Here is a 12,912-nt window from a genome sequence, read left to right on the forward strand (position 1 = left end):
AATATAAGAAAAATAACAGATTATAACTTTCTTAAAAATAAAGTTTAATGTTAACAAAATTTATAATCTGAAAAAATAAATTGGGTATACTTTTTGCAATGGTATCAGTAATAAATCAAAGAAAATATGAAAAAAGAAGTTGGAGTTTTACTGGCAGGGGAGTTGGTCTTTTGGCAGTATTAAGTTTAATAAGCATAAAAAATATTGACTAAAAAAGATAAAAAATATAGTGATACCTACTCGGATTATCACAGACACTTTGATGAAAAGAATCATGAAGATGAATATCATGGAGTTGAATTTTACGCAGTGAAGTAGTAAAAAAATATATTTAATTATGTTTAAATCCAACGCTTTTGAAAGTGTTGGATTTTTTTGTGGAAAACTTTAATGTTAAAACTCATTATTTTATGAAAATTCCACTCTAATTTTACACCGGAATGCAAAACGAAAATTTCATAAAAGGTCAGGGGGCTCAGCGAAACGTTATCAACCGTTTCGACAGGTATACCTATGAACCTGAAGATGAAGATTTCGAACCCATAAAGACCTCTTTACCGAAGTCTTTCCCAAAACAATTGTCAATCAGGTGAAAAGCGAGGATCTTCCCATGGAGTATTCAATGAATCCTTATCAGGGATGTGAACACGGCTGCTCCTACTGCTTTGCAAGACCCACTCATGAATATTGGGGGTATAGCGCCGGAATTGATTTTGAAAGAAAAATCATGGTAAAGAAAAATGCTCCTGAACTACTGGAGAAATTTTTTCAGAAAAGAGGTTACAAGGCAGCTCCTATTCTCCTGTCCGGAAATACAGATTGCTATCAGCCGGCAGAAAGACAATTTGAAATCACACGAAAACTACTGCAGGTTTGTCTCGACTACAGACATCCTGTCAATATTCTGACAAAAAATGCATTGGTATTAAGAGATCTGGATATTTTAAAGCCAATGGCAGAACAGGATCTTGTTTCCGTTTCCCTGAGTATTCCGACAATCAATGAAGAGCTCAGAAGAAAGATGGAACCGAGAACCAGCTCCGCAAAAAATAAATTAAAAGCTGTTGAAATCCTTTCCGGAAACAACATTCCCGTACATGTAATGGTCGCTCCTATCATTCCCGGACTCAATAGCGATGAGCCGCTGAATATATTGAAAGCCGTCTCGGATGCGGGTGCTTCCAGTTTCGGATATACGCTTGTAAGGTTAAATGATACTGTTGAACCTGTTTTTGTAAATTGGATAGAAGCACATTTTCCGGACAGGGCTCAGAAAGTATTGAATCTTATCCGGTCTATGAGAGGAGGAAAGCTTGGAGATAAAAGATATTTTGAACGACAAAGGGGAGAAGGTAACATTGCGGAAATGATTCACACTACCTTTAAAATCGGAAGAAAGAAATTTTTTGAAGGTAAAGAATTCCCGAAACTTTCAACCGCAAACTTCACCGGAACCCGCGATCAGCAACTGAGATTGTTTGATTAGTCATAACTTCGAAGAAATCATATCATATATAGTATAGGATTTTACAATAGGTTTCGCAATATTGTGCATCATGATAAATAGTATAGATTTTTTCAGGAGCTTCATCCTGCTATCCATTTCTACTCCTCGCGCCGGGGCTTCCCGTACTCAAGCCCTCTCGCTCCGGCTTCTGCTGCGGGGTAACCATTGCTATCAGGGCTAGGGAAGGAGTTGTTAATGATAAATGATGAATGATGAATGATGAATGATGAATTTCATGGTAGGAGGATATAGTGGTCCGGGTTATTGTGTTGCGAGCTTCGGGTTAGTGAATACAAGCCTTTATTTCCATTGTGTCATTCCGTAGGAATCCAAACCTCTTGACCAGAGTAAAGGATGTAAGTTAGCAGGATAATGTCTAAAATCTTTTTTTACAGTTGGTATTATCCGTGTCATGCTACGGACAAGTTTTGTCCGGACTCCTGTGGATTGACAATGCTGTGTTTGATATATAATCTGGTGCATCATCAATTCAATAGGAACCCGGTATAATTCTGAACTTGTCGAAGAAAGCTTGTTTTCTTCTATAGTCTGGTTTCTACTATATAATATATATGCTATTTTGATCAAGGTCAACCCCGCACCCCGAATTCCGAACCCCGAATCACCTCATTATCCCTTTCCCCGCCCTCCAACTCCCGGACGCTCCCATGCTTCCCACCCAGGACCCCAAACAAATGTTTAAAATTTTTCTACCTGCCTGCCAGCGCTTTAAGAGTAAATATTACGAAACGGTAAAATTTAAGTTAAATAAACTTGTTTTGCGTTGTAAGAAGTTGCTATCTTTGCCCCACTGAAAACGAGAGTAGATCAGTAAGCGCAGAAGAGCCTTTGGATAGGCAGAGACATTATGACTCCGAAAAGAGACAGACGAAAAAAACTTCAAAACTTTTTGTAAAAAGAGTTGCGGGATAAAAAAGAGTTTGTATCTTTGCAGTCCGAATAAATCGGAGCGCAGGAGCAGGGTGATTGAGATGTTGGATAAGGATTAAGGTTACTTAAAAAACTTTAAAATTTTCTTTAAAAACATTTGGTCATTACAAAATAAAGTTTTACTTTTGCACTCGCAAATACGGAGCGACACTGACAGAGAGATTGCTTCGTTATAAAGCGGAAGATATAAAGATCATTGACATACAATATAACAACCAAGTAAGGAAAAACTAAAGCGTTAAAAACTTTGAGTGAGTCAGACAAACATACAATGGAGAGTTTGATCCTGGCTCAGGATGAACGCTAGCGGGAGGCCTAACACATGCAAGCCGAGCGGTAGAGATCTTTCGGGATCTTGAGAGCGGCGTACGGGTGCGGAACACGTGTGCAACCTGCCTTTATCTGGGGGATAGCCTTTCGAAAGGGAGATTAATACCCCATAATATATTGAGTGGCATCACTTAATATTGAAAACTCCGGTGGATAGAGATGGGCACGCGCAAGATTAGATAGTTGGTGAGGTAACGGCTCACCAAGTCTGCGATCTTTAGGGGGCCTGAGAGGGTGATCCCCCACACTGGTACTGAGACACGGACCAGACTCCTACGGGAGGCAGCAGTGAGGAATATTGGACAATGGGTGCAAGCCTGATCCAGCCATCCCGCGTGAAGGACGACGGCCCTATGGGTTGTAAACTTCTTTTGTATAGGGATAAACCTAGATACGTGTATCTAGCTGAAGGTACTATACGAATAAGCACCGGCTAACTCCGTGCCAGCAGCCGCGGTAATACGGAGGGTGCAAGCGTTATCCGGATTTATTGGGTTTAAAGGGTCCGTAGGCGGATTTGTAAGTCAGTGGTGAAATCTCACAGCTTAACTGTGAAACTGCCATTGATACTGCAAGTCTTGAGTGTTGTTGAAGTAGCTGGAATAAGTAGTGTAGCGGTGAAATGCATAGATATTACTTAGAACACCAATTGCGAAGGCAGGTTACTAAGCAACAACTGACGCTGATGGACGAAAGCGTGGGGAGCGAACAGGATTAGATACCCTGGTAGTCCACGCCGTAAACGATGCTAACTCGTTTTTGGGCTTTCGGGTTCAGAGACTAAGCGAAAGTGATAAGTTAGCCACCTGGGGAGTACGAACGCAAGTTTGAAACTCAAAGGAATTGACGGGGGCCCGCACAAGCGGTGGATTATGTGGTTTAATTCGATGATACGCGAGGAACCTTACCAAGGCTTAAATGGGAAATGACAGGCTTAGAAATAGGCTTTTCTTCGGACATTTTTCAAGGTGCTGCATGGTTGTCGTCAGCTCGTGCCGTGAGGTGTTAGGTTAAGTCCTGCAACGAGCGCAACCCCTGTCACTAGTTGCCATCATTAAGTTGGGGACTCTAGTGAGACTGCCTACGCAAGTAGAGAGGAAGGTGGGGATGACGTCAAATCATCACGGCCCTTACGCCTTGGGCCACACACGTAATACAATGGCCGGTACAGAGGGCAGCTACACTGCGAAGTGATGCAAATCTCGAAAGCCGGTCTCAGTTCGGATTGGAGTCTGCAACTCGACTCTATGAAGCTGGAATCGCTAGTAATCGCGCATCAGCCATGGCGCGGTGAATACGTTCCCGGGCCTTGTACACACCGCCCGTCAAGCCATGGAAGTCTGGGGTACCTGAAGTCGGTGACCGTAACAGGAGCTGCCTAGGGTAAAACAGGTAACTAGGGCTAAGTCGTAACAAGGTAGCCGTACCGGAAGGTGCGGCTGGAACATCTCATTTTAGAGCGTCAAAAGACGTTAAACAAAATCAGTATCGTAAGATACAAAGTACTTGCTTCAAAGTAAAGCTTTAGTTTTTTGTTTGGTTGCTATATAACAATACAAAACCCACTAGAAATTAGTACAGGGAAGAGATACAAGAGCCGAGAGCCCAGACCCAAGACGATAGAAAGTCTTGTATCTAGCATCTTGGATCTAAAAGTCTAAAAAGACAGTCTCGTAGCTCAGCTGGTTAGAGCGCTACACTGATAATGTAGAGGTCGGCAGTTCGAGCCTGCCCGAGACTACTAATTAAAAAGACGGGAAGATGAAAGAGTCAGGAGTCAAGACATAATTAAAAAGTCTTGTATCTGGCCTCTGGGGTCTCTTAGTCTACTAGAGGGGGAATTAGCTCAGCTGGCTAGAGCGCCTGCCTTGCACGCAGGAGGTCAAGGGTTCGACTCCCTTATTCTCCACAGTTTTGGAAGTTTGATTTAAAAGTTACGGATGGAGCCAACAACAACATCTGTTGATCAGACTGAAAGAAAGAAATAAAGATCATTGACATTAACGGTAAAGACATCACAAAGAGAAAACCGAGCGCATAAAGCGCTTGAGTAACCAATAGGAAAGAAATCGTTAAGGGCGTATGGCGGATGCCTAGGCTTTCAGAGGCGACGAAGGACGTGGTAAGCTGCGAAAAGCTGCGGGGATTGGCACACACGAATTGATCCGCAGATATCCGAATGGGGCAACCCGGCATATTGAAGATATGTCACCTCGTAAGAGGAGCAAACCCGGAGAACTGAAACATCTAAGTACCCGGAGGAAAAGAAATCGAAGAGATTCCGTAAGTAGTGGCGAGCGAAAGCGGATTAGCCCAAAAGTCTTTATATATTTAGAAGAATGTTCTGGAAAGAACAGCCAAAGACGGTGATAGCCCGGTATTCGAAAGGTATATATTGATGATAAATGAGTAGGGCGGGACACGTGAAATCCTGTCTGAATATGGGGGGACCATCCTCCAAGGCTAAATACTCCTGAAAGACCGATAGTGAACAAGTACTGTGAAGGAAAGGTGAAAAGCACTTCGAATAGAAGGGTGAAATAGAACCTGAAACCGTACGCCTACAAGCGGTCGGAGCAGCATTAAGCTGTGACGGCGTGCCTTTTGCATAATGAGCCTACGAGTTAATTTTACTAGCGAGGTTAAGGTATTAAGTACCGGAGCCGAAGCGAAAGCGAGTCTGAATAGGGCGGTGAGTTAGTAGGATTAGACGCGAAACCTTGTGATCTACCCATGGGCAGGTTGAAGCTCTGGTAACACAGAGTGGAGGACCGAACCGGTTGACGTTGAAAAGTCTTCGGATGACCTGTGGGTAGGGGTGAAAGGCCAATCAAACTGGGAGATAGCTCGTACTCTCCGAAATGCATTTAGGTGCAGCGTCGATGTTAAGTTTATTAGAGGTAGAGCTACTGATTGGATGCGGGGGTTTCACCGCCTACCAATTCCTGACAAACTCCGAATGCTAATAAATGTTCGTCGGCAGTGAGGGCATGGGTGCTAAGGTCCATGTCCGAGAGGGAAAGAACCCAGACCAACAGCTAAGGTCCCCAAATATATGTTAAGTTGAAACAACGCGGTTGGACTGCATTGACAGCTAGGATGTTGGCTTGGAAGCAGCCATTCATTTAAAGAGTGCGTAACAGCTCACTAGTCGAGCGGTCCGGCATGGATAATAATCGGGCATAAACATATTACCGAAGCTATGGATTTATAATTATTATATCTGGTAGGAGAGCATTCTATTTGCGCCGAAGCAGTACTGTGAGGTATTGTGGAGCGGATAGAAAAGAAAATGTAGGCATAAGTAACGATAAAGCAGGCGAGAAACCTGCTCACCGAAAGACCAAGGCTTCCTCAGCCATGCTAATCAGCTGAGGGTTAGTCGGGACCTAACGCGAACCCGAGAGGGGTAGTGGATGGACACAGGGTTAATATTCCCTGACTTGCTCACAATAAAAGGGGACGGTTGGATGTATCTGCTGGAGACTGACGGAATAGTCAAGGCCTAGCCTTCGGGCGAAGCTGCTGTAGAGTAATCTGATCCAAGAAAAGCCGAAGTGAAGCAACCCGTACCAAAACCGACACAGGTGGTCGAGGAGAGAATCCTAAGGTGCTCGAGTGAGTCGTGGCTAAGGAACTAGGCAAAATAGTCTCGTAACTTCGGAAGAAGAGACGCCATCAGCAATGGTGGCCGCAGTGAAGAGGCCCAGGCGACTGTTTATCAAAAACACAGGACTCTGCTAAATCGAAAGATGCTGTATAGGGTCTGACACCTGCCCGGTGCTGGAAGGTTAAGGAAGGTGCTTAGCGTAAGCGAAGGCATTGACTGAAGCCCCAGTAAACGGCGGCCGTAACTATAACGGTCCTAAGGTAGCGAAATTCCTTGTCGGGTAAGTTCCGACCTGCACGAATGGTGTAACGATCTGGGCACTGTCTCAGCCACGAGCTCGGTGAAATTGTAGTATCGGTGAAGATGCCGATTACCCGCAATGGGACGAAAAGACCCTGTGAACCTTTACTATAACTTCGTATTGACTTTGAGTAAGTAATGTGTAGGATAGGTGGGAGGCTTTGAAGCAGGCACGCTAGTGTTTGTGGAGCCGTCGTTGAAATACCACCCTTTACTTACTTGGAGCCTAACTTCCTATGGAAGGACATTGCGTGGTGGGTAGTTTGACTGGGGTGGTCGCCTCCAAAAGAGTAACGGAGGCTTTCAAAGGTACCCTCAGCACGCTTGGTAACCGTGCGTAGAGTGTAATGGCATAAGGGTGCTTGACTGTGAGACCTACAAGTCGATCAGGTGCGAAAGCAGGACATAGTGATCCGGTGGTTCCGTATGGAAGGGCCATCGCTCATAGGATAAAAGGTACTCCGGGGATAACAGGCTAGTCTCCCCCAAGAGCTCACATCGACGGGGAGGTTCGGCACCTCGATGTCGGCTCGTCACATCCTGGGGCTGGAGAAGGTCCCAAGGGTTGGGCTGTTCGCCCATTAAAGTGGCACGCGAGCTGGGTTCAGAACGTCGTGAGACAGTTCGGTCTCTATCTATTGCGGGCGTTAGATGTTTGAGAGGGCTTGATTCTAGTACGAGAGGACCGAATTGAACAAACCTCTGGTGTATCAGTTGTACCGCCAGGTGCACCGCTGAGTAGCTACGTTTGGAAGAGATAAGCACTGAAAGCATATAAGTGCGAAACTCGCCTCAAGATGAGACATCTTTTAAGGGTCGTTGTAGATGACGACGTTGATAGGCTACAGGTGTAAAGACAGTAATGTCATAGCCGAGTAGTACTAATTACCCGTAGATTTATAGTCTATGGTTACTGTATCGAAAATAAAAAGACAAGTTCTTTATGCGCAGAAAAGGTTTTGTCTTTGTGAAAGTTTTTATCGCTTAAAACAGATGTCAGATGTAAGACATCAGATAACAGACCATACAATCTGAAATCTGAGATCTCCCCTCTGATATCTTATATACCTTCTTTAGGGTGGTTTTAGCGGTGGGGCTCACCTGTTCCCATTCCGAACACAGAAGTTAAGCCCACCAGCGCCGATGGTACTGCTAACGCGGGAGAGTAGGCCGCCGCCAGTTTTTATTTTATTTTTAAAAATCCTTTATCATAACGATAAAGGATTTTTTTGCTTTATACCCAAGACAGGCTTAAGCTATGAGTAATGAGTAATCAGTAATAATTGATGAATGATAAACGATACACCAATCACTCATTATTTATCATTCATCGTTTATTGTTCATCATTCATCGTTTATCCCACGTTGTCACTCCGCAGGAGTCTAAACAATGCATTTACATTTGAAATTATAGTTCATTATAAATCTTAAGCATCCAAAGCCTTTATAACCACTCAACTCTGGGACCCTGAAGCTCTGATAACTAAGTCTGGATTCCTGCGGAATGACACAATTGGAACAGGATTAAGACCATTGAGACAGAGGGTATTTATAACTCACGGTGTATAACTCTTTATTAGTTCCATCCCAAACCCCAGAAATCCATACCCCGGAACCCGTATCCCGAACCTTGTAACATCATTCATCATTGATCTCTTATCAGTAAATGATGTACTGCTGTCATTATTACCGTTTATCATTCCCTCCACATTGTCACTCCGCAGGAGTCTAAACAATGGATTTACATTTGAAATTATAGTTCATTATAAATCTTAAGCATTCAGAGCCTTTGACCACTCAACTTCGGGACCTGAAGCTCTGATAACTAAGTCTGGATTCCTGCGGAATGACATAAGTGGAACAGGATTAAGACCATTGAGACAGAAGCATTATAACCCATGTTTTATAACTCTTTATTAGTTCCATCCCAAACCCCAGAAATCCATACCCGGAACCCGTATCCCGAGTCTTGTAACATCATTCATCATTGATCTCTTATCAGTAATGATGTACTGCTGTCACTATTACCGTTTATCATTCCCTCCACGTTGTCACTCCGCAGGAGTCTAAACAATGCATTTACATTTGAAATTATAGTTCATTATAAATCTTAAGCATTCAGAGCCTTTGACTGTTCAACTCTGGGACCCTGAAGCTCTGATAGCTAAGTCTGGATTCCTGCGGAATGACACAAGTGGAACAGGATTAAGACCATTGAGACAGAGGGTATTTATAACTCACGGTGTATAACTTTATAATTTATGGTATGGCTTAAATCTCAGAAGCACATATCCCGAACCCGTATCCCGAACCCCGGTTCCCATCATTAATAACTTGTCATTCATCGTTTATCATTTACCACTCATCACATCCCCCTTGTCATTCCGCAGGAGTCTAAACAATGCATTTACATTGAAATTATAGTTCATTATAAATCTTAAGCATCCAAAGCCTTTGACCACTCAACTTTGGGATCCTGAAGCTCTGATAACTAAGTCTGGATTCCTGCGGAATGACATAATTGGAACAGGATTAAGACCATTGAGACAGAAGCATTATAACCCCGGTTTACAACTTTACAATTTATGGTATGGCTTAAATCCCAGAAGCACGTACATACCACAGAACCCGTATCCCGAACCTTGTAACATCATTCATCATTGATCTCTTATCAATAAATGATGTACTGCTGTCACTATTACCGTTTATCATTCCCTTCACGTTGTCACTCCGCAGGAGTCTAAGCAAGCCACTTTACATTTGAAATTATAGTTCATTATAAATCTTAAATATTCAGAGCCTTTATGACCACTCAACTCTGGGACCCTGAAGCTCTGATAACTAAGTCTGGATTCCTGCGGAATGACATTATTATGGTAAGAGACTGCCACATACCTTGGTCATCTCTATAGACTGTTTTTAAATACACCTTTTTCAAGCTCATAAAATCTTTATCTGGTATAATAACCTATCCCACGTACAAAAAAACCTAATAGTTCTTAAAAACAGCTTTAGTGTAATCCAGAGCAAATAAAAAACCGTTTCAGTAAGAAACGGCTCTCATTTATGGCATTTTGATTTTCAATCTTACATGTCACTGTTTGTATCCGGGCATTTGAAATCGTCACTGCAGGTTGCACAAACAATGGTTCCATTACAATAATACATACAAAAGTCTGTTTCAGGAAGATTAGCTCCTCCGGAAATGTTTTTTAATTGGCCTTTTTTTAGTTTTTTTAGATTTTTCATATTGTTTTAATTAAAAATTTGTAGCTAAAGTAAAAATAAGTAAAATATTTTTAACTAAACAAGGCTTAATATGTTAAAAAACAAAATTTACTGGTAATGATGCCTTACTATATAAAGAAATAGGAGTTTGAGATTGTTGATTGCTTAATAATGGAAGTCGTTGTTCATATTCAGAAAGACAATTTTATGTACGCTTGTTCCATGTAACGGGAATAGAATATAATAAAATGGCTGCCCTATTTGGACAGCCATTATTTTTATTTTTTAATCAATCCTAATTCGATCAATCTTTCATGCAGGAATTCTCCGGCAGTAGTATCTTCGTATAATTTTGGATTGTTTTCGTCTACACAGTTCTCAAGTGCATTTAAAGACATTGCACTGATAGGATGCATAAAGAAAGGGATTGAATATCTTGAAGTGCTCCACAATTCTCTTGGTGGGTTTACTACCCTGTGAATTGTAGATTTCAATTTGTTGTTGGTATGTCTCGAAAGCATATCCCCGACATTGATCATCAGTTCGTCCGGCTCTGCAATAGCATCAATCCACTCACCTTTGTGGTTCTGAACCTGAAGACCTTTACCTTGGGCCCCCATTAAAAGGGTAATAAGGTTAATATCACCATGTGCAGCTGCTCTTACCGCATCATCCGGTTCTTCAGTGATTGGCGGATAGTGAATGGGTCTCAAAATAGAATTTCCTTCTGCGATTTTGTCATCAAAATAAAATTCATTTAAACCAAGATGTAATGCTAACGCTCTTAGCACATACTGTCCTGTTTTCTCAAGCATCTGGAATGCTTCTTTACCTACTTCGTTGAATTTTGGAAGTTCATCAACAATTACATTGTCAGGATACTCTGTTTTGTACTTGGAATCATCAGACAGGTACTGTCCGAAGTGCCAGAATTCTTTTAAGTCTCCTTTTTTGAAACCTTTTGCAGTTTCTTTACCGAATCCTACATAACCTCTCTGGCCTCCTATTCCGGGAATCTCATACTTTTGTTTCGTTTCCACAGGCAGGTCAAAAAAGTTTTTTACCTCTCCATACAAATCATCTACTAGGTTGTCATCAAGAAAGTGGCCTTTTAGGGCTACAAAACCAATTTCTTCATAAGCTTTTCCGATTTCATTTACAAATTTCTGTTTGCGTTCCGGGTTGTCCGAAAGGAAATCACGCAGGTCTACACTAGGTATTTTATCCATTTTTAGAAATTTACGAACAGCAAAATTACATTTTTTTTAATTTAAATGATTTTAAAATCATTATTTATAAGTTAAATTTGCTGTATGAAAAAATATTCTTCTAAGAGAAGTATCCAAATACTTGCACATCTTCTTCAGCAGTACGGAATTGCAGATATCGTCATCTCTCCGGGGTCAAGAAATGCTCCTTTGGCCATTCATTTTTCAGAGGTAGATAGTTTTAACTGCTACAGCATTGTAGACGAAAGAAGTGCTGCTTTCGTGGCAATGGGAATGGCAAAAAGTGAGAAAAAGCCGGTAGCAATTACGTGTACCAGCGGATCTGCGGTGGTTAATTATTATCCCGCGGTCACTGAAGCATTCTATCAGAATATTCCACTTTTAGTACTGACTGCAGACCGTCCCACTGATTTCGTTGATATATTCGACGGGCAGACCATCAGGCAGAAGGATGTTTTTCATCAGCATTCCTATGGTGATTTCCAGCTTTTGGAAGACAGCAAAGAAAATGCAGAAGATATTAATTTCGATATTATTAAAAAAGCCATTGAGATTTGCTTTGAAAAGCAGGGACCCGTGCATATTAATATCCCTTTGGAAGAACCTTTATACGAACTTGTTTCTGAGCTTCCTACTTTTCCTACAGTGGAAAAAACCATCAAGCATAAAGATTATGAAATCCCGTCCAATCTGATTGCAGAATGGCATACCTCACAAAGAATTATGCTGTTGGTGGGAACAAGAGATTACAGCCCGGAACTGGAAAACCAGTTGACGCAGCTGGTGAAAAACCATTCTGTTGTGGTGTTGAGTGAAGCGAACTCAAACTTGTATCACGAAAAGTTCTTCAGACATATAGACCGTTATATTTTTAATTTTACGGAAGAAGATTACAAAACATATGCTCCTGATCTGCTGATTACGGTAGGGCAGAATGTGGTTTCAAAAAAAGTAAAACAATTCCTGAGAAGCGCACGTCCGAAACAGCACTGGCATCTGGATGAAGTATGGCAGCCGGATACTTATTTTTCACTGACTGAAAAAATAGAAGTGAAACCTGAAGTTTTCTTCTCAAAACTGCTGAAATTTATCAATCTGGAGCCAAGGCCTTATTTTAATCTTTGGGACGTTCTAAGGGACAAAAAAGATGCTAAGCATGAACAGTTTTTAAATACGATTGAGTTCTCTGATTTTTATTTTTTCAATAAGGCTTCCCAAACGGTTCCTGAAAATTATAATATCCATTTCAGTAACTCATCAGGCATCAGATATGCACAGCTGTTTGATTTCGGGAAGAGAAAGATGTACTGCAACAGGGGAACCAGCGGTATTGATGGATCTACTTCAACGGCAATGGGATTTGCCATCAAAAATGAAAATCCAACCTTACTGATCACGGGAGATCTGAGTTTCTTCTATGATATCAACGGACTTTGGAATCAGTATATTCCACCATTTGTAAGAATTATGATCTTCAATAACGGCGAAGGAAATATCTTTAAAATCATTCCGGGACCAGGAAACGCCAATCCAAATACACTGGATGAATTTATTGCTACAAAACACCGTAAAAATGCAGAATCTTTGGCCAAGCACTTTGGCTTTTCCTATATAAGAGTGGAGGACGAGCTTACTCTGGACAGGGTTCTGGAGAATTTCTTCAAACCTGATGCACAACCGAAAATCCTGGAAGTAAATACTCACGGGAAGAACAGTGCAGATGTCCTGAAGTCATATTTTGAATTTATGAAATAGAT

Annotated in this window: 4 protein-coding genes, 2 tRNA genes, 3 rRNA genes and 1 pseudogene; 7 read left to right on the forward strand and 3 right to left on the reverse strand. The window is 41.7% G+C overall.

Features of this window, described 5'->3' with window-relative positions:
• Positions 1-440: 440 nt before the first annotated feature.
• The 6 genes and pseudogenes from OWR28_RS24330 (at position 441) to rrf (ending at position 7,880) form a co-directional block, all read left to right on the forward strand.
• Positions 441-1,486: pseudogene (locus OWR28_RS24330) on the forward strand (PA0069 family radical SAM protein).
• A 1,240-nt stretch (positions 1,487-2,726) separates the two neighbouring features.
• Positions 2,727-4,243: ribosomal RNA gene (locus tag OWR28_RS24335) — 16S ribosomal RNA — on the forward strand.
• Positions 4,244-4,455: 212 nt separating this feature from the next.
• A tRNA-Ile gene (locus OWR28_RS24340) sits at positions 4,456-4,529 on the forward strand.
• A gap of 94 nt (positions 4,530-4,623) precedes the next feature.
• Positions 4,624-4,697 (forward strand) — tRNA-Ala (locus OWR28_RS24345).
• Positions 4,698-4,850: 153 nt separating this feature from the next.
• Positions 4,851-7,603: ribosomal RNA gene (locus tag OWR28_RS24350) — 23S ribosomal RNA — on the forward strand.
• A gap of 169 nt (positions 7,604-7,772) precedes the next feature.
• Positions 7,773-7,880: ribosomal RNA gene (rrf, locus tag OWR28_RS24355) — 5S ribosomal RNA — on the forward strand.
• The 16S, 23S and 5S rRNA genes sit together here with 2 tRNA genes alongside, the layout of an rRNA operon.
• Positions 7,881-8,254: 374 nt before the next feature.
• Here the strand turns inward: rrf and OWR28_RS24360 are convergent.
• The 3 genes from OWR28_RS24360 to OWR28_RS24365 all read right to left on the reverse strand — a co-directional run bounded on the left by OWR28_RS24360 (position 8,255) and on the right by OWR28_RS24365 (position 11,155).
• Entirely contained in the window at positions 8,255-8,398 is a 144-nt protein-coding gene (locus tag OWR28_RS24360; protein WP_332388232.1) for a hypothetical protein, read from the reverse strand.
• A 1,387-nt stretch (positions 8,399-9,785) separates the two neighbouring features.
• Entirely contained in the window at positions 9,786-9,947 is a 162-nt protein-coding gene (locus tag OWR28_RS27380) for a bacteriocin-like protein (RefSeq protein WP_433988224.1), read from the reverse strand.
• 257 nt (positions 9,948-10,204) lie between these two features.
• Positions 10,205-11,155: an isopenicillin N synthase family dioxygenase gene (locus OWR28_RS24365; RefSeq protein WP_332388865.1), complete on the reverse strand. Its 951-nt coding sequence runs from the start codon at positions 11,153-11,155 to the stop codon at positions 10,205-10,207.
• Positions 11,156-11,239: 84 nt separating this feature from the next.
• On the opposite strand from OWR28_RS24365, the gene menD reads away from it, so the two are divergent.
• A complete protein-coding gene (menD, locus tag OWR28_RS24370) occupies positions 11,240-12,910 on the forward strand; it encodes a 2-succinyl-5-enolpyruvyl-6-hydroxy-3-cyclohexene-1-carboxylic-acid synthase (protein ID WP_332388866.1) in 1,671 nt (556 codons plus the stop codon).
• Positions 12,911-12,912: the final 2 nt, after the last annotated feature.

The organism is Chryseobacterium sp. 1B4 (genome assembly GCF_036631475.1).
Classification (GTDB): Bacteria; Bacteroidota; Bacteroidia; order Flavobacteriales; family Weeksellaceae; genus Chryseobacterium.

Bases quoted from the DNA above. Each gene is read 5' to 3' on its own strand.
- OWR28_RS27380 (WP_433988224.1), bottom strand. From the start codon at position 9,947: ATGAAAAATCTAAAAAAACTAAAAAAAGGCCAATTAAAAAACATTTCC.
- OWR28_RS24360 (WP_332388232.1), bottom strand. From the start codon at position 8,398: ATGATAAACGGTAATAATGACAGCAGTACATCATTTACTGATAAGAGA.
- OWR28_RS24365 (WP_332388865.1), bottom strand. From the start codon at position 11,155: ATGGATAAAATACCTAGTGTAGACCTGCGTGATTTCCTTTCGGACAAC.
- menD (WP_332388866.1), top strand. From the start codon at position 11,240: ATGAAAAAATATTCTTCTAAGAGAAGTATCCAAATACTTGCACATCTT.